Genomic DNA, 23,128 nt, shown 5'->3' with positions numbered 1-23,128 from the left:
CACCGTCCGACGGCGGCGGGGTCAGTCCTCCTGCGGCGGCCCCGGCCGGACGGCCGCGGTGTCGGCGATGTCGATCCGGACGTCGCCGTCCGGCGCGTGGGAGACCTCGACACGGGGGTCGGCGTCGTGCGCGTCGGACCCGGACATCCGGCGGAAGGTGTCCTGTCGACGTTCCTCGAAGGTCATGTCGACGCCGTCGTCGAGGTGGTCGTGGTCGGGCTTCGTCATGCCGTGCACGGTACGCGGCCCGGCCCCGGAACGGTCAGGCGACGGGAGCGGTGCCGGTACGTTCCGTCCAGTGCCCACCGCTCGCCCAGCGGTCGAGGACCGCGGCACGCAACCGGCCGGTCGGCGCGGAGGCGCGGGCGGTCGCGAGCGGCACGCCGAACACGAACTTCGCGACGCTGTCGTCGCCCTCCGCCGCGTCGTGCGGACCGGGCGGGTCGAGCCGGAAACGCCGCGCGAAGCGCACCGTGTTCGCGTCCGGCCCGAGCACGGCCGCCAGCCCCGGGTCGAGCAGCCACGAGCGGCACCGCCACCGCTCGGCGACGCGGTCCGGTGCGAGCCGTCGGAGCAGTCCGGGCGCGCGGGCGAAGGACCGGTCGCAGTCGTCGGGATCGAGGGGTCCGGTCTCCGGGACGTGCACGCCCCACGCCGGGGAACCGTCGGCCAGGTGGTCGCCGAGTTCGAACTGGAGGCGCCCCACGGCCACCACGCGACCGGTCACCACCGCGACGAGCCAGTCCACGTCGGCGCCGCGCAGGCCGTACCGGTCGAGCTTGCGGCCCACGTCCGCGACGGTCGCCTCGGCCACGTCGCGCGGGAGCCCGCGTCGCGTGAGCGCGTCGGCGTTGCCGGGCACCGCCGCGCGGAGCGCTGCGACCACGAGGGCGTCGCGCTCCGCGGGCTCCGCGTCGGCGACGGTGGCGGCGAGCGCCGTCGCCACCGTCGCCGCGCCCTGGTCGGTCCCCACGGCGGCGGTGAGGAGCGCGACGGACGCGGGGCGGGCCTCCAGGCCGGTGGTCGTCACTTCAGACCGGACGACGCGAGCCCGTCCATCACCCGCCGCTGCAGGACGACGAACATGATGAGCACCGGGGCCATCGCCATCAGACTGGCGGCCATGAGCACCGGGTAGTCGATCGTGCGGTCGCTCGACAGGGTGGCGAGGCCCGCGGCCAACGGCATGTCCTCGGCGCGGGTGGAGACCACGAGCGGCCAGAGCAACTCGTTCCACGACCAGAGCACCGTGGTGATCGCGAGCACGCTGATCGAGGGACGGGCGAGCGGCAGCATGATCCGCCAGAAGGTCTGGAACGGGTTGGCGCCGTCCATGCGCGCTGCCTCTTCGAGCTCGGGCGGCATGTTGAGGAACGCGGTCCGCATCAGGAAGGTGCCGAACGCGCTGAACAGCCCCGGCGCCACGATGCCCATCAGCGAGTCGAGCCAGCCGAGACCCTGCACGATCTGGTACTGCGAGATGAGGTACACCTGCGACGGCACGAGCAGGATCGACAGCACGATCCCGAGCAGGACCATCCGGCCGCGGAACCGCATCCGGGCGAACGCGTACCCGGCGAGCGTGCAGAAGACGATCTGCGCGATCGTGCGGATGACCGTGACCCACACGGACGTGCCGAGCTGGCTGAGGAACGGCAGCCGCTCGAAGACCTGCGCGTAGTTCTGCCACTGCAGCTCGCCCGGCCAGAAGACCGGGGTGACCGACTGCACCTGCGTGTTCGTGGACAGCGACATGATGATCTGCCACAGGAACGGGAAGGCCATGACGAACCCGCCGACGCCCAGGACGACGTGGATCCACCAGTGGCTGCCGCCTCGGCGACCGGGCCGGCGCGCGGCCCGGGGCGGGGTGACCGTTGCGGTCATGACTGCACCCACTTCCGTTGGACGCGGAACTGCACGAGCGTGATGATGCCGATGAGCACGAAGATCACCATGGCGATCGCGGCCGCGAAGCCCTTGTCGTTGTCGATGAACCCGGCGCTGTAGAAGTAGAAGACGAGCGACATCGTCTTCGGGATCACCGGGTTCGTGCTGCCGAGGATGGCGTAGAGCAGGTCGAAGAGCTGGAAGCTCGAGATCGTCGTGATGATGACCACGAAGAAGATGCTCGGGCTGAGCAGCGGCACGGTCACCGAGCGGAACTGCCGCCACCGGCTCGCGCCGTCCAGCTCGGCTGCCTCGTAGAGCTCCGGCGGGATGTCCTTGAGCCCGGCGCCGAGGATGATCATCGAGAAGCCGAGGGACGACCAGAGGCCGACCAGGCTCACCGCCACGAGTGCGAACCCGGGCGTCGAGATCCAGTAGGGGCCGTCGATCCCGAACCGGCCGAGCAACCAGTTCACGATGCCGAAGTCACCGTTGAACATGATGCGCCAGACCAGCGCGATGGCCGCCGGCATGGCGACGTACGGCAGGAAGAACAGCACCCGGTAGAACTGCGCGAACCGCAGCCCCGGGGTGTTCAGCAGGCTCGCCAGCCACACCGCGATCGGGATGCCGGCGAGCACGACGACCGTGTAGACGATCGTGTTGAGGAGGGACTGGTACAGCTGCGGGTCGCCGAACAGGCGGACGTAGTTCTCGACGCCGCTGAACGTCGCACCGCCGAAGACGCCCCAGCTCGTGAACGAGTACCAGAACGTCTGGATGATCGGCCAGATGTAGAAGGTGCCCACGCCGAGGAGCAGCGGGAGGACGAAGAGCCACGGCCACCACCCGTCGGTGCGTCGGGGGGCGCGGGTGCCACCGGCCGCGGGACCGGGGGCGCCCCGCCCGGACGAACGCGTCCGGGCGGGGGCGGAGGCGGCGGGGGGCCGCTCGGTGTTGATCGCCATCGGTTCGGGACTCACTGCTCCTTGGCGAGCGCGGCGTCCATCTTCTGCGCCAGCTGCTCGGCGACGTCGTCGACCGGTGTCGAGCCGTCGAACGCGCCCGGCAGCATGTTCGTCTCGAGGGTGTTCCACGCTGCGGTGTTCTTCGAGACGGGCAGGGGCTCGGCGTAGTCGACCGCGTCGAGGAAGACCTGCAGGTCGGCGTCGGGCATCGTCTTCGTGAAGGCGTCCTGCGTGCCCTCGTACGCGGGGATGATCGCACCCATGTCGCCCTGCTGCTGCTGGGCGTCCTTGCTGGCCAGGTACACCTGGAGCGCCTGCGCGGCGGCCTTGTCCTTGCTGCCCTCGGCGACGACGTTCGAGACCCCGTGGATGACGGTCGCCTGCTTCTTGCCGGTGGGCAGCGGGTAGACGACGACGTCCTTCTCGAGGTCGGTGCCGGTCAGCGCGGACCGGAACCAGCTGCCGCCCTGGTACATCGCGAGCTTGCCCGAGGTGAACCACTGGTCGGCGGTGGTGTCGGTGAGCTGCTTGATGGACGGCGAGGCACCGGAGTCGATCAGGTCGGTCCAGAACTGCAGGCCTTCCTCGGAGGCCTTCGACGCGTACTCGGACTTCGTGCCGTCGGCGTTCAGCACCGATCCCCCGGCCTGGAAGATGGTGTTGTAGTACGTCGTCTGGCCGTCCATGCCGGCGGCGGCGCCGTAGACGCCCTTGCCCTCGAGCTTCTCGCGGAGCTCGGCCGCGGTCTGCTGGAAGTCGTCCCAGGTCCAGTCCTTGTCGGGCAGGTCCATGCCGGCCTGCTCGAACAGCGACTTGTTCACCCAGACGCCGATGGTGTCGAAGTCCTTCGGGACGCCGTACTGGGTGTCGTCGTAGGTGTACAGGTCGTTGAGCGCGCTCGAGTACTTCGACGGGTCGATGTCGCCCGCCTTCACCTCGCCGGTGATCGGGGCGAGCTTGCCGTTGGCCGCGTAGAGCTGGAAGTTCGGGCCGTTCATCCAGAACAGGTCGGGCAGCGTGTTGCTCGATCCCTGCGTCTGCAGCTTCGTGAAGTAGTTGGCGTACGGCGTGACGTCGACGCTGACCTTGATGTCGGGGTACTCCTCGTTGAAGCCCTTGAGGTTCGCCTTGATCGCGTCGACCTGGTTCTCGTCCCAGACGGCGTAGGTCAGGTTCGCCTTCGTGTCCTTCGCCGGGGCGGCGTAGTCGCCGCCGGAGCCGGAGGCCCCGGACGACGAGGAGCACCCGGCGAGGAGTGCGGCCGCACCGAGGGCGGCGACGGCGCCGAGGAGGACGCGGCGCACGCCGGTTCCTCGGGCGGGGATGTGTGCGGTCATCGGGAGGTCCTTTCGCACGGCCGTCAGGAGGTGACGGTCTGGGAGGGGTGGGAGGGGTCGGTGTCGGAGGGGTGCGTGTGCGCGGGGTGGACGGGCGCCGCGAAGTGCGCGATCGTCGCGGCCGGCAGGGGCGGGACGTCGACGGGGACCGAGCCGTTGCGCAGCGACCGGGTCGCGAGCGCGCCGGCGGCGACCGCGGCGCGGGCCGCGATCGGCGAGAGCTGCGCGGGTTCGCCGAGCGCGACGGACCGCAGGAACTCGGTCATGGTGAGCAGGTCGGCGTCGGCGTGGCCGTCCTCGACGCCGTCGATCGGGTACTCGCGGTCGCCCGCGGTGTCCCACCCGCGGCGGTGCGTCCACACCTTCACGACGCCGCCGCCGGTGTCGCCGATGTTCTCGAGCCGCCCCTCGGTCCCGATGACGGTGTAGTTCCGCCAGTAGTCCGGGGTGAAGTGGCACTGCTCGTAGCTCGCCTGCACACCGTTGTCGAGCGTCATCATGACCATCGAGACGTCCTCGACGTCGACGACGGGGTTGAGGCCGGTCTGGGCGAGCGGCGGCCAGTTGTCGAACGAGAACCAGTCCCCCATCAGCTCGCCGCTGCGGTCGCGCCGGTCGGTCACGTCGCCGTAGACCGACAGGGACCCCATGCCGACGACGCGGGCGGTGTCGCCGCCGCCGAGGGCGTGGATGACGTCGAGGTCGTGGCTCGCCTTCTGCAGGAGCAACGAGTTCACCTTCGTGCGGTCCGCGTGCCAGTCCTTGAAGTAGTAGTCGCCGCCGTTGCCGACGAAGTGGCGGACCCAGACGGCCTTCACCTCGCCGATCTCGCCGCGCTCGATCACCTGGCGCATGAGCCGGACGACCGCCGCGTGCCGGAAGTTGTGCCCGACGTAGAGCGGCGTGCCGGTCTCGGCGGCGGTGTTGAGGACCGCGTCGGCGTCCTCGACCGTGATGGCCAGGGGCTTCTCGAGGTAGACCGCGATGCCGGCGCGCAGCAGGTCGATCGCGATCTCGGCGTGCGTCCAGTCGGGCGTCGTGACGATCGCCGCGTCCACCACCCCGGTGAGGTCACGGTGGTGCTCGACCACGGTGGCCCCGGGGTACTCGGCCCGGCCGCGCTCGCGGCCAGCCTCGGTCACGTCGGCCACGGCGACGACCTCGGCGCGCAGCGCCGGGTCCGCGGCACTGGCCTCGGCCACGTGCCCCGCGATGGCGGACCGCTGTCCCATCCCGATCACCGCGACCCGGAGGGTCCCGTCGTCAGCGCGCATGCTCATCTCGCTCCCTTGCGTGATTGTGACGTCCATGATGCCGAATCGATCATGGATGCACAATAGGCGCTCACGGAACGCTCATGTGGCGAGATGCGATGGTTTTACATGCCGGTAACGTCCGCGGGCGGGCGTCGCCGACGCGTCGGCCGGGAGGCACGCCTCGCGTCCGTCACGGCCGTCGCCGTCCGGAACGACACGGCGGGCGGGGCGCTCCGTCGGTCGGGCACCAGGCGCGGGCCGGGGGAGGTGGTCGGGGAGGGTCGGCCGTGCGGGTGGCCGTCCATGGCGGAGGTCGGGTGCTGCGGTCGGGTGCTCAGTCCGCGACGATGAGCTCCACCCCGGCGGCGGCGAGGTCCGCGGCGAAGGCCGCCGGGACGGGCTGGTCGGTGACGAGCACGTCGATCCGGTCGAGCGGGCAGATCCGCGCGAACGTCGACCGCTCGATCTTCGTCGAGTCGGCCACCACGACGACCCGGCGCCCGACGGCGGCGAAGTGCCGACTCACCTCGGCCTCGCCCTCGTGCATGGTCGTGGCACCGTACTGCCCGGTCAGGCCGTCGACGCCGAGCACCACGAGGTCGAGCGCGAACTCGTCGAGGGTGTCGCGGACGAGCGGGCCGACGAGCTCGTAGGACTGACGGCGCGCCACCCCGCCCGTGACGACGATCTTGACGTTCGCCCGGACGGAGAGCTCGTACCCGACGTTCAGGGCGTTCGTCACGATGGTGATGCCGAACTCGCCGTCGGCCCGGATGAAGCGTTCGCTCTTGCCGAGCTCGCGCGCGACCTCGGTCGTGGTCGTCCCACCGTTGAGCCCCACGGTCTCGCCGGGCTGCACGAGACGGGCGGTCGCGCGGGCGATCGCCGTCTTCGCCTCGGCCTGCCGGGCGATCTTGTACTGCAGCGGCAGTTCGTAGCCGGCGCCGAGCGCCGCCGCCCCGCCGTGGGTGCGGGTCACGAGCCGCTGGTCGGCCAGCGTCGTGAGGTCGCGCCGCGCGGTCGCCGGCGAGATCCCGAGCAGCTCGCCGATCTCGGCGATCGAGACGTTGCCGCGCTCGCTCACGAGTTCGAGCAGGGCGTTCAGCCGCTGTTGGGGGGTCATGACGGTCATCCTACGGCGTCGGTCCGACGCTCCCGTGATCGGAAATGACGCGTTCGTCTTCCGTCGCGCACGATCGCTCGCTACGATTCGTGGCATCGATCACCCCGACCGGAACGGAAGGCTCCCATGACCGACACCTTCGTGAGCGCCGAGCTGGCGTCCCAGCCGGAGACCTGGCGTGCCGCCGCCGCACTCCTGCCGACCGTCGCCGACGCACTCCCCCAGCCCGGTGAACGCGTCGCCGTCGTGGGCTGCGGCACGAGCTGGTTCGTCGCGATGTCCTACGCCGTCGCCCGCGAGCAGGCCGGCCTCGGCGTGACCGACGCCTTCGCCGGCTCCGAGTACCCGGCGTCGCGCGAGTACGACCGGGTGCTCACCATCAGCCGCTCCGGCACGACGACCGAGGTCGTCGACCTGCTCCGAGCCCTGCCGTCCCGACGCACCGTGCTCGTCACGGCCGTGCCGGACAGCCCCGCCGCGGCCGCGGCCGACGACGTCGTCGCGCTGCCCTTCGCCGACGAGCGCTCCGTCGTGCAGACCCGCTTCGCGACCACGACGCTCGCGCTCCTCCGCGCCTCGCTCGGCGACGACGTCGACGCCCTCGCCGCCCAGGCCGAGACCGCCCTGTCCGTCCCGATCGACGACCTGCTCGACGCCGAGCAGGTCACCTTCCTCGGTCGCGGAGCCGCGGTCGGCCTGACCGCCGAGGCAGCGCTCAAGACGCGCGAGGCCGCACAGTTCTGGGCCGAGTCGTACCCGGCGATGGACTACCGGCACGGGCCCATCGCCATCGCCCAGCCCGGCCGCCTCGTCTGGTCGCTCGGCCCGACGCCCGACGGGCTGGCCGACGAGGTCGCCGCCACCGGCGCCCGCCTGGTGCAGCACGACCTCGACCCGTTGGCCGGGCTCGTCGTCGTGCACCGGTTCGCCGTGGCCCTGGCCGAGCGCCGCGGACTCGACCCCGACAACCCCCGGTCGCTCACGCGGTCGGTCATCCTCACCTGATGGCGGCCGCAGGCGCGGTGCTCGGGGTCGACGTCGGCGGCACGGGCGTGAAGGCACGGCTCACCGACACCGACGGACGCGTCCTCGACGACCACCGGGTCCCGACACCGCGTGAGGACCCGGACGGCACGGCACTCGCCGCCCTCGTCGCCGACCTGGCGGTGCGCGCCGCCGACCACGGCCCGCTGGCCGCGGTCGGACTCGTCACCCCCGGCGTCGTCGACGAGACGAGCGGCACCGTCGTGCTCGCCGTCAACCTCGGCTGGCGCGACGTCCCCGCCCGTGAGCGGGTCCGCGCGGCCCTGCTCGCGCGGGGCGTCGACGTTCCCGTCGCCTTCGGCCAGGACGTCCGTGCCGGTGCCCTGGCCGAGGTCGCCGCCGGCGGACCGGCCCTGGCGACCGGTTCGGTGTCGTTCGTGCCCGTCGGCACCGGCCTCGCGAGCACGCTCGTCGTCGACGGCGCCGTGGTGTCCGGTGACGGCTGGGCGGGGGAGATCGGCCAGGTGCGGATCCCGACCGGGCCGCACGCCGGGCTCCGGGTCGAGGAGATCGCCTCGGCCGGGGCCGTCGCCCGCCGGTCCGGCGCACCGTCCGCCCACGCGGCGATGCTCCGGGTGCGGGACGGCGACCCCGTGGCGACCACCGTCTGGCACGAGTGCGTCGACGTCCTCGCCGACGCTCTGGCCTGGACCACCGCGGTCGCCGGCTGCCACACCGTCGTCGTGGGCGGGGGACTGGCCGAGTCCGGTCCGCTGCTCCTCGACCCGCTGCGCGCGGCCCTGGCCGGACGGCTCGTCGGGGTCCGGGTGCCCGCCGTCGTGCCGGCCCGGCACGGCGACGCCGCCGGGGCGATCGGCGCCGGCCTGCTCGCCCGCCGTGCCCTCGACGGACGGGTCCTCGTGTGACGACGCTCATCCGCGCTCCCCGTGTCGTGACCGCGACCGACGACCTCCGCGACGCCTGGCTCGTCGTCGACGGCTCCGGCACCGTGCGCGCCACCGGGGTCGGCACCCCGCCCGACACCGACGACGTCGTCACCGTGCCCGACGGCGCCCTGGTCCCCGGCCTCGTCGACCTGCACGCCCACGGCGCCCTCGGCCACGACTTCGCGTCCTGCACCGCCGACCAGGCCCGTGCCGCCGCCGACCACCACCGTTCCCGGGGCACGACGACGCTCGTCGCGTCCGTGGCCACCGGCCGGCACGACGACACCGTCGCCGCCCTGGCCCGACTCCGACCGCTCGTGGCGGACGGCACGCTCGCCGGCATCCACCTCGAGGGGCCGTGGCTCGCGCAGTCCCGGCGCGGTGCGCACCGCGCCGACCTGCTGCACGCACCGGACGCGGCCGAGGTCGACGCCCTCCTCGCCGCCGCGGGCGACGCGCTCCGGATCGTGACGCTCGCGCCGGAGCTCCCCGGCGCACTCGACGTCGTCGCCCGGCTCGTCGCCGCAGGGGTCGTCGTGGCGATCGGCCACACCGACGCGACCGCCGAGCAGACCCGCCGGGCGGTCGACGCCGGGGCCTCGCTCGTCACGCACCTGTTCAACGGCATGCCGCCGCTGCACCACCGCGCCCCCGGGCCGGTCGGTGCGGCGCTCACGGACGACCGCGTGCTGCTCGAGTGCATCGTCGACGGCCACCACCTCGACCCGCTGACGGTCGCGCTCGTGCAGCGCACCGCTCCGGGTCGCACCGTGCTCGTCTCCGACGCCATGTCCGCGACCGGCTGCCCCGACGGCGACCACACCGTCGCCGGGTCGGCCGTGTCGGTCCGGGGCGGCATCGCGATGACCGCCGACGGCTCGTCCCTCGCCGGCAGCACGATCACCGTGGCCGACGCCGCACGGACCCTGCTCACCGCCGGTGTCCCGCTGCCCGAGGTCGTCGCCGCGTCGTCCGCCCGCGCCGCCCAGCTGCTCGGCCGCCCGGCACCCCTGACCGTCGGGGCCCCGGCCGAGCTCCTCGTGCTCGACCCGCACGCGGGCACGGTGCGGCCCCTGCCGAGGGCGGTGGCCGCGTGATCGTCGTCGTCACCCCGAACCCCGCCGTCGACGTCACCTACCGCGTCGCGGAACAGCGCATCGGCGAGACCCAGCGCGTCCTCGACGTCGCCCGGCGACCGGGCGGCAAGGGCCTGAACGTCGGTCGGGTGCTCGACACCACCGGCACCGGCACGCACGCGGTCCTGCCGCTCGGCGGGGCCGCCGGGCGGTGGATCGCCGAGGCGCTCGACGCCCTCGGCCTCGCCCACACCGACGTCGCGATCGGCGGCGAGACCCGCACGACGGTCACCGTCGTCGACGACCTCGCCCACCCGACGATGCTCGGCGAACCCGGCCCGGAACTCGGGGCGGACGAGTGGGACGCCGTCACCGCGGCCGTCACGGCGCTGCTGCCCGGTGCCGACGCGCTGGTCGTGTCCGGCTCGCTGCCGCGCGCGACCGACCCGGGCGTCGTCGCCCGGTGGGTGGCGGCGGCGCGGCACCACGGCGTGCCGAGCGTCGTCGACTGCTCGGGCGACGCGCTCCTCGCCGCCGCGTCGGCCGGGGCGACCGTGTGCAAGCCGAACCGCGAGGAGCTGCTCGACGCCACCGGCGCCGACGACGAACGCTCCGGTGCGCGGCTCCTGCTCGAGCGCGGCGCGACCGTCGTCGTCGTCTCGCGCGGCTCGGACGGCATCGCTGCCCACACCGCCGACCGCGTGCTCGACGTGCCGGCGGTCCCCGGGGTCAGCGGCAACCCGACGGGTGCCGGCGACGCCGCGACCGCCGGACTCGTCGGTGCGCTCGTCGGTGCCCTCGACCGTGCGCTCGACCGTGCCCTCGACCGTGCGACCGACGGCAGCCCCGGCAGCACCGCGGTGCTCGACGACGCCGTCCTGCTCCACGCGCTCCGCTCCGCTGCGGCGCACGGTGCCGCCGCGGTCCTGCGCCCGGTGGCCGGCGAGGTCGACCCCGCCGACGTCGCCCGGTTCCTGCACCCCGACCACGACCACGCCGACACCGACCGAACGAGGACCCCCGCATGATCACCGACCTCGCCCTGACCGGGCTGCTCGACACCGCCCGCACCGCCCGCCGCGGCGTCGGTGCCTTCAACGTGGTGCTGCTCGAGCACGCCGAGGCCATCGTCACCGGGGCCGAGCGCGCCGGTCTGCCCGTCGTGCTGCAGATCAGCGAGAACTGCGTCCGCTACCACGGCGGCCTCGCCCCGATCACGGCGGCGACGCAGGCCATCGCCCGCGCCGCCGACGTCGACGTGCTCGTGCACCTGGACCACATCGAGGACCCGGAACTCGTCGCCGCCGGCATCGACCTCGGTGTCGACTCGGTCATGTACGACGGGTCGCACCTCGACTTCGCGGCGAACGTCGCCGCCACCCGCGACCTCGCGGCCCGGTGCCACGCGGCGGGCGTCGCGATCGAGGCCGAGCTCGGCGAGGTCGGCGGCAAGGACGGCGTGCACGCCCCGGGCGTCCGCACCGACCCCACCGATGCGGCCACCTTCGTCGCCGACACCGACGTCGACGCCCTCGCCGTCGCCGTCGGCACCTCGCACGCGATGCAGACCCGCGAGGCCTCGGTCGACCGCGACCTGGTCGAGCGGCTGCGGGAGACCGTGCCGGTGCCGCTCGTGCTGCACGGCTCCTCCGGCCTGTCCGACGACGAGCTCCGCGGCGCCGTGCACGCCGGCATGACGAAGATCAACATCTCGACGCACCTCAACGGGCTGTTCACCCGTGCGCTCCGGGGCGTCCTCGACGAGCGCCCGGACCTCGTGGACCCGCGCGGGTACGTGTCCGCCGGCCGCGAGGCGATCGCCACCGAGACGGCACGACTGCTCACCCTGCTGCACGGCTGAGCCGGTCAGCAGAGCGGGACGTTCACCGCCAGACCGCCCATCGCGGTCTCCTTGTACTTCGTGGACATGTCCGCACCGGTCTGGCGCATGGTCTCGACGACCTGGTCGAGCGAGACGTGGTGCACGCCGTCACCGCGCAGCGCCATCCGGGCGGCGTTGATCGCCTTGTTCGCCGCGATCGCGTTCCGCTCGATGCACGGGATCTGCACGAGGCCGCCGATCGGGTCGCAGGTCAGGCCGAGGTTGTGCTCCATGGCGATCTCGGCGGCGTTCTCGACCTGCTCGGGGGTGCCGCCGAGGACCTCGGCGAGCCCGGCGGCCGCCATCGACGCCGCCGACCCGACCTCGCCCTGGCAGCCGACCTCGGCGCCGGAGATCGACGCGCGCTCCTTGTAGATCGACCCGATCGCCCCCGCGGTGAGCAGGAAGCGGACCACCGCGTCGTCGCGGTCCGCCGGCGTGACCGCGGGCACGTAGGTCAACGCGTAGTACAGGACCGCGGGGATGATGCCCGCGGCACCGTTCGTCGGCGCCGTGACGACCCGGCCGCCGGTGGCGTTCTCCTCGTTGACCGCCATCGCGACGAGGTTCACCCACTCCATGGCGAACAGCGGGTCGTGGTCCGGGTCCTCGCGGGTGAGCTGCTCGTGCCAGGTGGCCGCGCGACGGCGCACGGTCAGGCCGCCGGGCAGGAGTCCGGTGCGGCGCACGGACCGCTCGACGCAGGACTCCATCACGGCGTGGATGCCGAGCAGCCCGGACCGGACGTCGGCCTCGCTGCGGGTGACGGACTCGTTCGCCATCGCGACACCGCTGATCGGGAGCCCGGAACCGGTGCAGGCCGCGAGCAGCTCGGCGCCGCTCGAGAACGGGAACGGCACGGCGTCGCCGACCGGGATCGCGGCACCGGCGACGGCTGCCGGCGCGTCGGCCGCGGGCTCGGCCTCGTCGTCGCGCGCGATGAACCCGCCGCCGATCGAGTAGTAGGTCTCGTCGGCCAGGTCGGTGCCCGTCGCGTCACGCGCGCGCAGCCGCATCGCGTTCGGGTGCCGCGGCAGCATGGTCAGCGGGTGCAGCACGATGTCGGCGAGCCGGAACGGCACCCGTGCCCCGCCGTCGAGCGGCAGTTCGCCGTCGCGGTCGACCGCGGCGAGCGCGGCGGTCATCGCGTCCGGGTCGACGGTCTCGGGGTGCGAGCCCATCAGGCCGGCGACGACGGCTCCGAGCGTGCCGTGGCCCTGCCCGGTCGAGGCGAGCGAGCCGTACAGGTCGACGGCGATCGTCGCGACGGGCGTCCCGGCGACGAGGGCGGCGAACTCGGCCCCGGCCCGCATCGGCCCGACGGTGTGCGAGCTCGAGGGGCCGACACCGACGCTGAACAGATCGAAGACGGAGACCGGCACGCCCGACACACTAACCCGTCCGGACGGGGCGGTGCTCAGCGGCTGGGGCGGCCCTCGGACGGCATCACGGCCCACAGGACCACGTAGGCGATCCAGAGCGGTCCGGGGAACAGGCTGAGGACGACCCAGCCGATCCGGACGAGGGTGCGGGACAGCCCGAAGCGGTCGGCGAGTCCGGCGCAGACGCCGGCGAGGACGCGGCCCCGGCGGGGGCGGGAGAGAGTGCTCATGCGGCCCACGGTACTCAGGGCACCAGGACGATCTTGCCGCGGGTGTGCCGCTGCTCGAGCTGTTCGTAGGCGTCCTGCACGCGCTCGAGCGGGAAGGTGGCCGCGACGGGGACCTCGATCGAGCCGTCGGCGACCTGCAGGGCGAGTGCCCCGAGGATCTCCGGGTCGGCGGTGTCGGCGCTGCCGGCGGTCCGCGCCCCCACCTCGGCCGCCGCCTCGAACGCGATGACCGTCTCGATGCGCTCGGCGGGGACGCCCAACGCGATGCCGAGGTGCACGTACTCCGGGCCGAACGTGTCGATCACGGCGTCGACCCCGTTGGTCGCGAGCTCGGTGATCCGCTCCCGCAGCCCGTCGCCGTACGCCACGGGCCGCGCACGCTTCGACCGGAGCCAGTCGTGGTTGGACTCGGACGCGATCGCGATGACGTCGATCCCCTCGTTCGTGAGCAGCTGCGTGACGAACCCGCCGACGCCGCCGGCCGCGCCGGACACGACGACGGTCTCGCCGGGGCGCGGGTCCACGGCGCGGACCGCCGCGGCAGCGGTGGTGGCGACGACGTCGAGGCCGCCGGCGACCGCCCAGTCGAGCAGGCGCGGCTTCTGCACCACCTGCACGGCGGGCACGGCGACGTACTCCGCCTGGCCGGCGCGGTCCCACGACCACCCGAGGACCTCCTCGCCCTCGTCGACGCCGTCGACCTCGGCGCCGACCGCGACGACGATGCCGGCGAAGTCGGTGCCCTGCCCGGACGGCAGGTCGCCGCCGAAGACACCCTGGCGGATCGCCGACTCACCGGGGTTGATCCCGGCGGCACGGACACGGACGAGCACCCTCCCGGGGGCCACCTCGGGAACGGGTACCTCGGCGACGTGCAGGACCGATCGGTCGCCCCACTCGTCGAAGCGGACAGCGCGCATGGTCTCCGGGATCTCGGTCATCCGCTCCGACGCTACCCCGGAGTGCCGCACCCGGTCCGTGTGGACCGCTCCATCGGCGTACTCATGGGAGACTGGCGGCATGCCCATCCTCCACAAGGACATGCAGGTCTGCATGTCGCTCGCCGCCCGGCCGAGCAACATCGGCACCCGGTTCCACAACTTCCTCTACGACGAGCTGGGGCTCGACTTCCTGTACAAGGCGTTCACCACGACCGACCTGCCCGGTGCCGTCGCCGGCATCCGTGCGCTCGGGATCCGCGGCTGTTCGGTGTCGATGCCCTTCAAGGAGGCGATCATCCCGCTCGTCGACCACGTCGAGGACTCCGCCGCGGCGATCCAGTCGGTCAACACGGTCGTGAACGACGACGGCGTGCTCACGGCGTCGAACACCGACTACGAGGCCGTCGCCGCCCTGCTCGCGTCCCACGGGGTCGATCCCGGGTCGCGCGTGCTGCTCCGCGGCTCCGGCGGGATGGCGAAGGCCGTCACGGCGGCGTTCCGTGGTGCCGGCTTCGACCGGCTGACGGTCGTCGCGCGCAACGAGCGGACCGGTCCGGCGCTCGCGGCGCAGTACGGCTACGAGTGGGTCGCCGAGGAACGCGAGGCGGGGGAGACCGACGTCGTCGTCAACGTCACCCCGCTCGGCATGCGCGGCGACCAGCAGGACGCGCTCGCCTTCGCCCGGGAGCGGATCGAGGCCGCGCACACCGTCTTCGACGTGGTCGCGTTCCCGTCGGAGACGCCGCTCGTGCGTGCCGGACGCGACGCCGGCAGGCACGTCATCACGGGTGCCGAGGTCATCGCGCTGCAGGCGGCACGCCAGTTCGAGCGCTACACGGGCGTCGCCCTGACCGACGACCAGGTGGCGCGCGCCAGCGCGTTCAGTCGGGCGTAGTCGACGCGACCGGCGACGGACGGGAGGCCGGTGGCGGCGCCGCCACGGGCCTCCCGTCCGTCTCGTGGGGACGTCTCAGGCGTTCGCCGCGCGCCCGGCCGCGACCCAGCTGAGCCGGCGGATGCTCTCGCGGTTGCGGAACCAGATGCCCGGCTGCGCGATGAACCCCGGGACGAGCGATCCAGGTCCCTCGACGGGGTTCTCCCGCAGGGTGACGCGGCAGCCGCGGGGGTGCGGTTCGACCTCGACCTCGACGCGGGCCTCGCCGACCGGCCAGCCGCGGGCCTGGATGACGAGCCGTCGCGGCTCGTCGTACTCCAGGACCGTCGTCGTGTCGTTGATGACGAACGGCCAGATGCCGAAGGAGTGGTGGATCCGGGTGCCCACCGCCGGCCACCCGCGGTCCTCTCCGCGCATCCGCGAGGCGCCGACCACCCACGTCGGGTAGAGCCAGCCGTCGCGGAGCACGTCGAACACGGCCTCGGGCGCGCAGTGGAAGATGCGGACGTTCTTCGCCATGGTGATCAGCCTTCCGGTGTGAGGTCGACGTCGGCCGGCAGCCCGAAGGTGTGCCGGAGGGCGCTCTTGGCGGCGTGCCAGCCGGCCATGCCGTGCACGCCGGGGCCCGGGGCGGAGGCCTCCGAGCACAGGTACATGCCGCCGCCCATCCGCCACGGGTCGCTGGACAGGACCGGCCGCTTGACGAGCTGCCAGAAGCTCGCGGCCCCGGCGGCGATGTCGCCGCCGACGTAGTTCGGGTTGTACTCGCCCATCTGCACCGCGGTGCGGGCGCTCGACGACAGGATCGTGTCGCGGAACCCCGGGGCGAAGCGCTCGATCTGCCGCGTGACCACCTCGGTCGGGTCGACGTCGGAGCCGGCCGGGACGTGCGCGTAGGCCCAGAAGACGTGCTTCCCCCTCGGGGCGCGGCTCGGGTCGACGACGGTCGGTTCCGCACCGAGCACGTACGGACGCTCGGCGTGCCGTCCGTGCGCCACCGCGTGCTCGGCGGCGGCGATCTCCTGGCGGGTGCCGCCGATGTGCACGGTGCCGGCACGGCGCAGGTCCTCGTTCGTCCACGGCACGGCGTCGGACAGCGCGAAGTCGACCTTCGCCGCCGCGTTGCCGAACCGGAAGCGACGCAGCGCCCCGCGCTTCGGCGTCGGGATCTGCTTGCCCGCGATCCGGAGCATGCCGGGCACGCTCGTGTCGAACAGCACCGCCTTCGCCGGGGTCAGGTCGCCGAGCGTCCGGACCTCGTGCCCGGTGACGATGCGGCCGCCGTGCGCGACGAGGTCCGCGGCGAGCGCGTCGACGATCGCCTGGCTGCCGCCGATCGGCACCGGCCAGCCGCGGGCGTGCGCGTACGAGCCGAGCGACAGCGCCGCGGCCGCGGTGGACAGCGACGGCAGGTGCTGGATGGAGTGTGCCGCGACGCCGGAGACCATCGCGGGTGCCGCGTCCCCGCGGAACCGCACGTTCCAGGCGGCGGTGCCCTGCTCGAGCGCCCGGAGCCCGAAGCGCGCGACGGTGAGCGGGTGGCGGGGCACGTGCAGGAGCGCGTCGGTCGCGAAGTCGGCGACCTGGTCGGCGTTCCGGGCGAGCGGCCCCATCAGGTGCCGGAAGGCTGCTCCGTCGACGCCGAGCCCGTCCGCCGTGCGGTCGATGTCCCGGTACGCGATCCCCGCGCGGCCGCCGTCGAGCGGGTGGCCGTACTGCACCTCGGGCAGGCGGAGCTCGATGCGGTCCTCCATCCGGAACAGCCGGAAGAACTCGGACTGCAGCGCCATCGGGTGCACGGCGGAGCAGACGTCGTGCAGGAACCCGGGCAGCGTGAGCTCCGCCGTGCGGGCGCCGCCGCCGATCGTGTCGTTCCGCTCGACGACCTCGACGGACAACCCGGCCCGCGCCAGGGTCACCGCCGCCGCGAGTCCGTTCGGTCCTGCCCCGACGACCACCGCATCAACCATGGTCCGAGCCTAGGACCCGGCGCGGCACGTGGTGCGGTTCAGGGTCGCGCGACGTCCGCGTCGGCGGGGTCCGAGCCGTCCTCGTCGCCGTCGGCGTCGTCGGGCTCGTCCACGTCGACCGGCGTGCCCGGGCCGATCGGGTGCTCGGCGACGAGCGCGGCGAAGTCCTCGTCGAGCATCTGCTGCAACCGGTCGTCGCGACCGATCTCGTAGTCGTCCGCCGGGCGCTGGGCCCAGCCGAGCCGCCCGACCACCGTGGTGCCGATGTCGTCCCAGGCACGGGCGCGCGCGGCGAGGACGATGCCGTCGACGAAGTGCTGGTCGTCGCGACGCCGGTCGAGCATCGTCGCGAGCTGTTCGTAGGTCGCCTCGCGGGTGCGGAGCTTCAGGTCGTCGCCCCGGCGGTAGTCGTGCTGGTGCCGCGACCGGCCCTTCGTCTTGCTCGACGTCGACCGGATCGCCCGCATGCGGGCCGCGTCGCCGCGCTGTTCCTCGGCCATCCGGTGGAGCTCCTCGCGCGCGGCCTCGGCGATGAGCGCGTGGTCGAAGTAGCCCTGGTCGCGCAGGGCGTTGGTGATGATGCGGTTCCCCACGGCGATCGTGACGGCGGCCTTCGCGATGAGGAAGCCCTCGTCGACGGCCCGCTTCAGCTCGACCTGGCTGACGGGTCGATCGCGCACGTCGTGGTTGCGTCGTCCGAACAAGGCCATGCTCCGACGATACCGGCGGAACACCGCCGTCCGTCTGAGGGAGGACCCGGGGTCACGCCGTGGACGGACGACGCCCGGGTGCGACCGCTCGTAGCGTCGACGGCATGGTCACCTCCACGCAGTCCCTCCGCACCGGCCTCGGCACCGCGAGCCTCGTCCTCGGGATCTGCTCGCTGCTGGCGGGCTGGACCTTCGTCGCCCCCGTGGTCGGGCTCTGCCTCGGCATCGCGTCGCGCGGCCGCGAGCCGTACGCCCGCGGTCGCGCCGGTTGGGGCATCCTGCTCAACCTCGTCGCACTGGCCGTCTGGATCCTGGTGGGCGTGTTCCTCGTGGCGGGCGGGGCCGTCGCCGCCTGGCACGGCCTGACCCAGGGCCGCTGACGACCGGTCGCACCACGGCGCCGCACCCCGTTCAGAGGAGCAGGCCGTGCACGGCGACGTCGACCCGCTCCGGGCCGAGCGGCAGCGCGCGGCGCAGGGTCCCCTCGTGGGTGAAGCCGAGCCGCACCGCCAGCCCCCGGCTCCGCGCGTTGCCGACGGCCGTGCGGATCTCGAGCCGGGCGACCCCCCGGACCCGCGCGACGTCGACCAGGACGGTCGCGGCGCGGCGCACGAGTCCCCGGCCCTCGGCGGCGGCGTCGACCCAGTAGCCGAGCGATGCCTGCCCGAGGTACGGGTCGAACGCCAGGGAGGCCGCACCGACGATGCGGTCGTCCTGTCGGATGACGCACGGCAGCGCCCGGTCCATCGCGAACTGCGCGAGCAGCTGTTCGGTCTGCAGGGCGGAGCGCTCGCGGGTCTGCGGCCCCCACGCCCAGGGTTCGGCCGCCCGGAGCCGGTCCAGGTTCGCCAGCACGAGCTCCAGCACCGGGTCGACGGTCGTCAGGTCGCGCAGGGTCAGCGTGGCACCGCCGCCCAGGTCCCGTCCGAAAGCCGTCACCGGTCCGACACTATGCACACCCCGCGGTCACCGTCGCGGGCGATCCCGTTACAGTCGGGCCATGCACGACTCCGCGTCCTCGTCCGAGCCGGGCCTGCGCGACCGCAAGCGGCGGGCGACCCGCCGCCGCATCGCCGAGGCCGCGCGGTCCCTCGCGCTCGAGCAGGACGTCGACCGGACCACCATCGAGCAGATCGCCGCGCGGGCGGACGTCTCGCCGCGCACGTTCTTCAACTACTTCGAGAGCAAGGAGGACGCGGTCCTCGGGCACACCGAGCTCGACCTGACGCCCGAGACGCTCGACGCGCACCTGACGGCGGTGGCGGGGGAGCCCGCCGCGCTGGCCGTCGTCGACCTGGCGTTCCTGGTCTTCGGCGACTCGTTCGGCGACGAGCACGAGCGGACCGCCCGCAAGGAGGTCATCGTGCGCTTCCCCCAGCTCATGCGCCGCCAGGTCACCCGGATGACGACGGTCGCCGAGGCGATGACCGGTGCGGTGCGCACGGTCCTCGAGCGGGACCCGGCCTGGGGGCCCGAGGCGGCGACCCCGCAGGCGGCGGAGATGCTCCTCGGCATGTGCATGACGGGCCTGCGGAGCTCCGCCCGGCACGAGGGCTCCGACCCGGACGACGTCCGGGCCGCGGTGGTCGCGTCGATCCGCGACACGGCTGCCCGGATCGCGGCCGGCTGACGCGACCACCGGACGGACGGGAGGCCCGTGGCGGCGCCGCAACGTGCCTCCCGTCCGCTCACGATGCGCGCGCGCGACGCGCTGCGCGCGTCAGGGCTTCGCGATGAAGCCCTCGTCGACCATCCAGTCGAAGGCGACGTCGGCCGGCTCGCGCCCCTCGACGTCGACCTGGCGGTTGAGCTCCTGGAGCACCGTGTCGGTGAGCTTCGGCGAGATCTGGTCGTAGATCCCCTCGAGCTGCGGGTACTCCTGCAGCGTCTCGGAGTCGATGACGGGTGCGACGTTGTACGCCGGGAAGAACCCCTCGTCGTCCTCGAGCACCGTCAAGCCGAGCGACTTGATGCGGCCGTCGGTGGTGAAGACCTCGCCGAAGTTGCACTTGCCGCGGTCGGTCGCGGTGTAGACCGTGCCGGTGTCGAGGATGCTGACGTTGCTGCTCGGGATCCCGTTGTCGCCCGAGCCACCGAGCTCCAGGCCGTACTTCTCGAGCATCGGCTTGAAGCCGTCGGCACGCGAGTTGAACTCCGACTCGACGCAGAACGTCCGCTGGTCGACCGGCAGCTTCGCGATGTCGGAGAGCGTCTCGATGTTCCCGAGCTCCTCGACGGCCTCGTCGCGCACCGCGAACGCGTACGTGTTGTTCATCGGTGCCGGCTCGAGCCAGGTCAGCCCGTTGCCGGCGTCCTCGTCCTTCACCGCCGTCCACTGCTCGGTCTTGTCCGGGATCCCCTCGGCGTGGCCCATGAAGGTCAGCCAGGCGGTGCCGGTGTACTCGTACGTGAAGTCGGCGGCGTGCGACGTCATCAGCTCGCGGACCGCGACGCTGCCCGGCACGTTCGTCTCGTCGGTGACGTCGAACCCGGCGGCCTTCGCGGCGAGCACGGCGATCTTGCCGAGCACGAGCTGCTCGGTGAAGTTCTTCGACGTGACCGTGAGGTGGGCACCCTCGGGCAGGTCGTCGATGCGCTCGATCGAGCCGGGGTCCGCGGCGGGCACGAACGACGTCGCGGGCTGGAGCCCGCAGCCGGTGAGGACGAGCGCGGTGGTCCCGGCGAGCAGGACGGCGGCACCGCGACGGGTACGGCGGTTCATCGGAGGCCCTTCGGTCGTGCGACGGTCTCGACCACGCGGCCGAGCCAGTCGATGGTGAGCGCGAGGAGTGCCACGAGCAGCGCCCCGGAGACGAGCACCTTCGGCAGGAACAGCGTCACGCCGGTGGTGATGAGGAGGCCGAGGCCGCCCGCCCCGACGAACGTCGCCAGGCTCGCGGTCCCGACGAGCAGGACGAGCGCGGTGCGGATGCCGGAGAGCATGACGGGCACGGCGAGCGGCAGCTCGACCTTCACGAGCACGCTGAACGCGCTCATGCCCATGCCCCGCCCGGCCTCGACGAGCCGCGCGTCGACGCTCTGCACGCCGATCATGGTGTTCCGCAGCACCGGCAGGATCGCGTACACGACGAGCGCCACGACGACGGACCACGAGTTCAGGCCGAGCCAGGCGGCGAGCAGCACGATGAGGCCGACGGCCGGCGCGGCCTGGCCGAAGTTCGCGACCGCGATGACCGCCGGGCTGATCCGGCGGAGCGGACCGCGGGTCAGCACGATCCCGAGCGGGATCCCGATGACGAGGACCAGGACGGTCGCCTGCAGCGTCAGCACGAGGTGCTGGCCGGTCAGGTCGAGGATGCTCGCCGGGTTGAGCGTGCCGCGCTCGGTCGCCGTGAGGTCGGCCGTGTTGAGCCAGACCACGAAGGCGGCGAGCACGACGAGGATCGCGATCGGCTGGCCGAGCAGACCCTTCCAGGACGTGCTCGACCCGGTCGCGGGGCCGGCGGCGACTGCGCTCACAGGTCTTCCCCGGAGGCGGCCACCGTCGGTACGGGCGGCGTCGACGGCAGGGTCTGGATCGGGTTCGTGTTCGTGCCGACCGGCGCGTACTGCTGGTGCTCGGCCGCCTCGGCGCGGGAGCGCGTGATGGCGTCCATGACGACCTCGACGGTGATCACGCCGCGGAACGCCTCGCCCCGGCCGGTGACCAGGGCGGCGCCGGCGCTCGAGACGAGCATGGTGTCGAGGGCGTCGTTGAGCGTCGAGGCCTCGCCGACGATCGGCAGGTCGGGGTCGATGCCCTCGGGGATGCGCTCCAGGCGCTCGAGCTGGCGGCGCGACGGCCACCCGATCGGACGCTGACGGCGGTCGAGCACGACGGCGTGCCCGTGGCCACCGGCCTCCTGCATGCGCTGCAGGACCGCCTTCGCCTCCTCCCCGGGCGAGCAGGTCACGGCGGGGACGACCTCGACGTCGCGCACGCGGTTCAGCGTCAGCTGCTTGAGCCCGGCGCCGGAACCGATGAAGTTCTCGACGAACTCGTTCGCCGGCTCGGCCAGGATCCGCTCCGGGGTGTCGTACTGCACGATGTGCGCGCCCTCGGTGAAGATGACGATCCAGTCGCCGAGCTTCACGGCCTCGTCGAAGTCGTGGCTGACGATGACGATCGTCTTGTGCAGCTCCTCCTGGATGCGGAGCAGCTCGTCCTGCAGGCGCTGGCGGGTGATCGGGTCGACCGCGCCGAAGGGCTCGTCCATGAGCAGGACGGGCGGGTCGGCGGCGAGCGCCCGGGCCACGCCGACGCGCTGCTGCTGGCCGCCGGAGAGCTCGCGCGGGTAGCGGTCGCGGTACGTGTCCGGGTCGAGCGAGACGAGGTCGAGGAGCTCGTCGACGCGCGCGGCGATCTTCTCCTTCGACCAGCCGAGCATCTTCGGCACGATCGCGATGTTCGCCGCCACCGTCATGTGCGGGAAGAGCCCGCCGGCCTGGATGACGTAGCCCATGCGGCGACGGAGTTCGTCGCCGTCGATGCCGGTGACGTCGTCGTCGCCGACGACGATGCGCCCCTCGGTCGGCTCGATGAGCCGGTTGATCATCTTGAGGGTCGTCGTCTTGCCGCAGCCGGAGGGGCCGACGAGCATGACGATCTTGCCGGCCGGGATCTCGAGCGTGATGCCGTCGACCGCGGGCTTCTGCTGGCCCGGGTAGCGCTTGGTGACCTCGTCGAGCAGGATGCTCCGGCCGGTGACGTCGCCGTCGGGTGCGGTGGTGGTGGCGTGGTCAGTGCTGGACACGGATACCTCTCGAGATGGTCAGGCGGCCGAGGCCGATGAGGAGCAGGTCGAGGACGAAGGCGATCAGGACGACGCCGACCACCCCGACGACCACGGAGTACAGGGCGTTCGCGCCGCCGAGGCGCGAGAGTCCGGAGAAGATGAAGCCGCCGAGCCCGGGGCCGAGCGCGTAGGCGGCGATCGCGGCGATGCCCATCACCATCTGCGCGGACACGCGGACGCCGCTGAGGATGATCGGCCACGCCATCGGCAGTTCGACCTGCACGAGCGTGCGGAACCGGCTCATGCCGATCCCCCGCGCCGACTCGACGACCGTCGGCGGGATCTCGGCGAGCCCGACGACCGCGTTGCGCAGGATCGGCAGGGCGGCGAAGAACACCACGGTGACGACCGACGGCAGGACGCCGAAGCCGAGCGGCACGATGAGCAGACCGATGACGGCGAACGACGGCAGGGTCAGTCCGATGGCCGACACCCCGTTCGCGATCCCGGTGAGCCGGGGGCTGCGGTAGACGAGTGTGGCGAGCACCACGGCGATGACCGTGGCGAGCACCGTGCACTGGGCCACCAGTGAGAAGTGCTGCCACGATGCGAACCAGATCTGGCTCCATCGCTCCACGACGTACTGGAACACGGGTGGGTGCTCCCCTTCCGGTCGGCCGAACTGCCCACGGATCGGGGCACGAACCCGGCCGAGGCTACGCAGCAGAGCAGGCGCTTGTACAACCGGGATCGGCGGATCCGCGCGGATCCTGCACGATCACCCAGACAGGAACCCCCGGT

Annotated in this window: 26 protein-coding genes; 8 read left to right on the top strand and 18 right to left on the bottom strand. The window is 72.9% G+C overall.

The annotated features are described in order from the left end of the window. Positions 1-21 precede the first annotated feature (21 nt). From BIU94_RS10820 to BIU94_RS10790, 7 genes are all read right to left on the bottom strand, one after another. Positions 22-228: a hypothetical protein gene (locus BIU94_RS10820; protein WP_071259299.1), complete on the bottom strand. Its 207-nt coding sequence runs from the start codon at positions 226-228 to the stop codon at positions 22-24. Between the two features lie 34 nt (positions 229-262). Next, positions 263-1,030: a hypothetical protein gene (locus BIU94_RS10815; RefSeq protein ID WP_071259296.1), complete on the bottom strand. Its 768-nt coding sequence runs from the start codon at positions 1,028-1,030 to the stop codon at positions 263-265. Then, positions 1,027-1,887: a carbohydrate ABC transporter permease gene (locus BIU94_RS10810; protein WP_071259293.1), complete on the bottom strand. Its 861-nt coding sequence runs from the start codon at positions 1,885-1,887 to the stop codon at positions 1,027-1,029. Before BIU94_RS10810 ends, BIU94_RS10815 begins: the two co-directional genes overlap by 4 nt. Continuing rightward, the gene (locus BIU94_RS10805) at positions 1,884-2,873 is read right to left on the bottom strand and encodes a carbohydrate ABC transporter permease (protein ID WP_254784801.1); all 990 of its coding nucleotides are present in this window, start codon (positions 2,871-2,873) and stop codon (positions 1,884-1,886) included. The genes BIU94_RS10810 and BIU94_RS10805 overlap by 4 nt, the downstream gene beginning before the upstream one ends. Then, positions 2,870-4,195 (bottom strand): sugar ABC transporter substrate-binding protein, encoded by a 1,326-nt coding sequence (locus tag BIU94_RS10800; protein WP_083404753.1) that lies wholly within the window; start codon positions 4,193-4,195, stop codon positions 2,870-2,872. Before BIU94_RS10800 ends, BIU94_RS10805 begins: the two co-directional genes overlap by 4 nt. Positions 4,196-4,218: 23 nt before the next feature. Next, on the bottom strand, positions 4,219-5,475 hold the full coding sequence (locus BIU94_RS10795) for a Gfo/Idh/MocA family protein (protein WP_071259225.1): 1,257 nt from the start codon (positions 5,473-5,475) through the stop codon (positions 4,219-4,221). Between the two features lie 310 nt (positions 5,476-5,785). Further along, positions 5,786-6,574, bottom strand: a complete 789-nt coding sequence (locus tag BIU94_RS10790) for a DeoR/GlpR family DNA-binding transcription regulator (RefSeq protein WP_071260337.1) — start codon at positions 6,572-6,574, stop codon at positions 5,786-5,788. A 126-nt stretch (positions 6,575-6,700) separates the two neighbouring features. On the opposite strand from BIU94_RS10790, the gene BIU94_RS10785 reads away from it, so the two are divergent. From BIU94_RS10785 to BIU94_RS10765, 5 genes are read left to right on the top strand one after another with little or no spacing between them, the layout of a single operon-like run. Beyond that, a complete protein-coding gene (locus BIU94_RS10785) occupies positions 6,701-7,579 on the top strand; it encodes an SIS domain-containing protein (RefSeq protein WP_071259221.1) in 879 nt (292 codons plus the stop codon). Continuing rightward, on the top strand, positions 7,579-8,484 hold the full coding sequence (locus BIU94_RS10780) for an ROK family protein (protein WP_071259217.1): 906 nt from the start codon (positions 7,579-7,581) through the stop codon (positions 8,482-8,484). The genes BIU94_RS10785 and BIU94_RS10780 overlap by 1 nt, the downstream gene beginning before the upstream one ends. Further along, positions 8,481-9,602: an N-acetylglucosamine-6-phosphate deacetylase gene (gene nagA / locus BIU94_RS10775; protein ID WP_071259213.1), complete on the top strand. Its 1,122-nt coding sequence runs from the start codon at positions 8,481-8,483 to the stop codon at positions 9,600-9,602. The genes BIU94_RS10780 and nagA overlap by 4 nt, the downstream gene beginning before the upstream one ends. Further along, complete coding sequence (locus tag BIU94_RS10770) at positions 9,599-10,609, top strand: 1-phosphofructokinase family hexose kinase (protein WP_071259209.1); 1,011 nt, start codon at positions 9,599-9,601, stop codon at positions 10,607-10,609. The genes nagA and BIU94_RS10770 overlap by 4 nt, the downstream gene beginning before the upstream one ends. After that, positions 10,606-11,442, top strand: a complete 837-nt coding sequence (locus BIU94_RS10765) for a class II fructose-bisphosphate aldolase (protein ID WP_071259205.1) — start codon at positions 10,606-10,608, stop codon at positions 11,440-11,442. Before BIU94_RS10770 ends, BIU94_RS10765 begins: the two co-directional genes overlap by 4 nt. 5 nt (positions 11,443-11,447) lie before the next feature. On the opposite strand, the gene BIU94_RS10760 is transcribed toward BIU94_RS10765, so the two are convergent. The 3 genes from BIU94_RS10760 to BIU94_RS10750 are packed head-to-tail and all read right to left on the bottom strand — an operon-like array spanning position 11,448 to position 14,016. Further along, positions 11,448-12,845: an L-serine ammonia-lyase gene (locus BIU94_RS10760; RefSeq protein ID WP_071260335.1), complete on the bottom strand. Its 1,398-nt coding sequence runs from the start codon at positions 12,843-12,845 to the stop codon at positions 11,448-11,450. A 35-nt stretch (positions 12,846-12,880) separates the two neighbouring features. Further along, positions 12,881-13,075 (bottom strand): PspC domain-containing protein, encoded by a 195-nt coding sequence (locus BIU94_RS10755; RefSeq protein ID WP_071259202.1) that lies wholly within the window; start codon positions 13,073-13,075, stop codon positions 12,881-12,883. A 14-nt stretch (positions 13,076-13,089) separates the two neighbouring features. Then, positions 13,090-14,016 carry an NADP-dependent oxidoreductase gene (locus BIU94_RS10750; RefSeq protein WP_071259199.1) on the bottom strand — a complete coding sequence of 309 codons (927 nt, stop codon included), beginning with the start codon at positions 14,014-14,016 and terminating at the stop codon, positions 13,090-13,092. A gap of 79 nt (positions 14,017-14,095) precedes the next feature. On the opposite strand from BIU94_RS10750, the gene BIU94_RS10745 reads away from it, so the two are divergent. Next, entirely contained in the window at positions 14,096-14,911 is an 816-nt protein-coding gene (locus BIU94_RS10745) for a shikimate 5-dehydrogenase (protein WP_071259197.1), read from the top strand. Positions 14,912-14,986: 75 nt separating this feature from the next. Here the strand turns inward: BIU94_RS10745 and BIU94_RS10740 are convergent, their stop codons facing one another. The 3 genes from BIU94_RS10740 to BIU94_RS10730 are packed head-to-tail and all read right to left on the bottom strand — an operon-like array spanning position 14,987 to position 17,591. Next, positions 14,987-15,430: an SRPBCC family protein gene (locus BIU94_RS10740; protein ID WP_071259185.1), complete on the bottom strand. Its 444-nt coding sequence runs from the start codon at positions 15,428-15,430 to the stop codon at positions 14,987-14,989. 5 nt (positions 15,431-15,435) lie between these two features. Continuing rightward, positions 15,436-16,881 (bottom strand): NAD(P)/FAD-dependent oxidoreductase, encoded by a 1,446-nt coding sequence (locus tag BIU94_RS10735; RefSeq protein ID WP_071259182.1) that lies wholly within the window; start codon positions 16,879-16,881, stop codon positions 15,436-15,438. Between the two features lie 38 nt (positions 16,882-16,919). Beyond that, positions 16,920-17,591: a hypothetical protein gene (locus tag BIU94_RS10730; RefSeq protein WP_071259178.1), complete on the bottom strand. Its 672-nt coding sequence runs from the start codon at positions 17,589-17,591 to the stop codon at positions 16,920-16,922. 104 nt (positions 17,592-17,695) lie between these two features. Between BIU94_RS10730 and BIU94_RS10725 the strand changes: the two genes are divergently transcribed. Then, entirely contained in the window at positions 17,696-17,971 is a 276-nt protein-coding gene (locus BIU94_RS10725) for a hypothetical protein (protein ID WP_071259175.1), read from the top strand. A 31-nt stretch (positions 17,972-18,002) separates the two neighbouring features. On the opposite strand, the gene BIU94_RS10720 is transcribed toward BIU94_RS10725, so the two are convergent. Next, positions 18,003-18,530, bottom strand: a complete 528-nt coding sequence (locus BIU94_RS10720; protein WP_071259172.1) for a GNAT family N-acetyltransferase — start codon at positions 18,528-18,530, stop codon at positions 18,003-18,005. Positions 18,531-18,591: 61 nt separating this feature from the next. Here BIU94_RS10720 and BIU94_RS18010 point away from each other — a divergent pair, with 61 nt between their 5' ends. Further along, complete coding sequence (locus tag BIU94_RS18010) at positions 18,592-19,221, top strand: TetR/AcrR family transcriptional regulator (RefSeq protein ID WP_071259168.1); 630 nt, start codon at positions 18,592-18,594, stop codon at positions 19,219-19,221. Between the two features lie 90 nt (positions 19,222-19,311). Here BIU94_RS18010 and BIU94_RS10710 read toward each other — a convergent pair whose 3' ends face one another. Genes BIU94_RS10710 through BIU94_RS10695 form a run of 4 tightly spaced genes read right to left on the bottom strand, consistent with a single transcriptional unit; the run spans position 19,312 to position 22,979 of the window. Beyond that, a complete protein-coding gene (locus BIU94_RS10710; RefSeq protein WP_071259165.1) occupies positions 19,312-20,313 on the bottom strand; it encodes a glycine betaine ABC transporter substrate-binding protein in 1,002 nt (333 codons plus the stop codon). Then, entirely contained in the window at positions 20,310-21,071 is a 762-nt protein-coding gene (locus tag BIU94_RS10705; protein WP_071259153.1) for an ABC transporter permease, read from the bottom strand. The genes BIU94_RS10710 and BIU94_RS10705 overlap by 4 nt, the downstream gene beginning before the upstream one ends. Then, the gene (locus tag BIU94_RS10700; RefSeq protein ID WP_071259150.1) at positions 21,068-22,345 is read right to left on the bottom strand and encodes an ATP-binding cassette domain-containing protein; all 1,278 of its coding nucleotides are present in this window, start codon (positions 22,343-22,345) and stop codon (positions 21,068-21,070) included. Before BIU94_RS10700 ends, BIU94_RS10705 begins: the two co-directional genes overlap by 4 nt. Then, on the bottom strand, positions 22,332-22,979 hold the full coding sequence (locus BIU94_RS10695; protein WP_071259146.1) for an ABC transporter permease: 648 nt from the start codon (positions 22,977-22,979) through the stop codon (positions 22,332-22,334). Before BIU94_RS10695 ends, BIU94_RS10700 begins: the two co-directional genes overlap by 14 nt. Positions 22,980-23,128 lie beyond the last annotated feature (149 nt).

Source organism: Curtobacterium sp. MMLR14_006, from assembly GCF_001864985.1.
In the GTDB taxonomy this organism is placed as follows: domain Bacteria; phylum Actinomycetota; class Actinomycetes; order Actinomycetales; family Microbacteriaceae; genus Curtobacterium.
Note: the sequence above shows the minus strand (reverse complement) of the source record. Positions and strands in the feature narration are given on the sequence as shown.

Bases quoted from the DNA above. Each gene is read 5' to 3' on its own strand.
- BIU94_RS10820 (WP_071259299.1), bottom strand. From the start codon at position 228: ATGACGAAGCCCGACCACGACCACCTCGACGACGGCGTCGACATGACC.
- BIU94_RS10810 (WP_071259293.1), bottom strand. From the start codon at position 1,887: ATGACCGCAACGGTCACCCCGCCCCGGGCCGCGCGCCGGCCCGGTCGC.
- BIU94_RS10800 (WP_083404753.1), bottom strand. From the start codon at position 4,195: ATGACCGCACACATCCCCGCCCGAGGAACCGGCGTGCGCCGCGTCCTC.
- BIU94_RS10795 (WP_071259225.1), bottom strand. From the start codon at position 5,475: ATGAGCATGCGCGCTGACGACGGGACCCTCCGGGTCGCGGTGATCGGG.
- BIU94_RS10790 (WP_071260337.1), bottom strand. From the start codon at position 6,574: ATGACCCCCCAACAGCGGCTGAACGCCCTGCTCGAACTCGTGAGCGAG.
- BIU94_RS10785 (WP_071259221.1), top strand. From the start codon at position 6,701: ATGACCGACACCTTCGTGAGCGCCGAGCTGGCGTCCCAGCCGGAGACC.
- BIU94_RS10780 (WP_071259217.1), top strand. From the start codon at position 7,579: ATGGCGGCCGCAGGCGCGGTGCTCGGGGTCGACGTCGGCGGCACGGGC.
- BIU94_RS10765 (WP_071259205.1), top strand. From the start codon at position 10,606: ATGATCACCGACCTCGCCCTGACCGGGCTGCTCGACACCGCCCGCACC.
- BIU94_RS10755 (WP_071259202.1), bottom strand. From the start codon at position 13,075: ATGAGCACTCTCTCCCGCCCCCGCCGGGGCCGCGTCCTCGCCGGCGTC.
- BIU94_RS10750 (WP_071259199.1), bottom strand. From the start codon at position 14,016: ATGACCGAGATCCCGGAGACCATGCGCGCTGTCCGCTTCGACGAGTGG.
- BIU94_RS10745 (WP_071259197.1), top strand. From the start codon at position 14,096: ATGCCCATCCTCCACAAGGACATGCAGGTCTGCATGTCGCTCGCCGCC.
- BIU94_RS10740 (WP_071259185.1), bottom strand. From the start codon at position 15,430: ATGGCGAAGAACGTCCGCATCTTCCACTGCGCGCCCGAGGCCGTGTTC.
- BIU94_RS10735 (WP_071259182.1), bottom strand. From the start codon at position 16,881: ATGGTTGATGCGGTGGTCGTCGGGGCAGGACCGAACGGACTCGCGGCG.
- BIU94_RS10730 (WP_071259178.1), bottom strand. From the start codon at position 17,591: ATGGCCTTGTTCGGACGACGCAACCACGACGTGCGCGATCGACCCGTC.
- BIU94_RS10725 (WP_071259175.1), top strand. From the start codon at position 17,696: ATGGTCACCTCCACGCAGTCCCTCCGCACCGGCCTCGGCACCGCGAGC.
- BIU94_RS18010 (WP_071259168.1), top strand. From the start codon at position 18,592: ATGCACGACTCCGCGTCCTCGTCCGAGCCGGGCCTGCGCGACCGCAAG.
- BIU94_RS10710 (WP_071259165.1), bottom strand. From the start codon at position 20,313: ATGAACCGCCGTACCCGTCGCGGTGCCGCCGTCCTGCTCGCCGGGACC.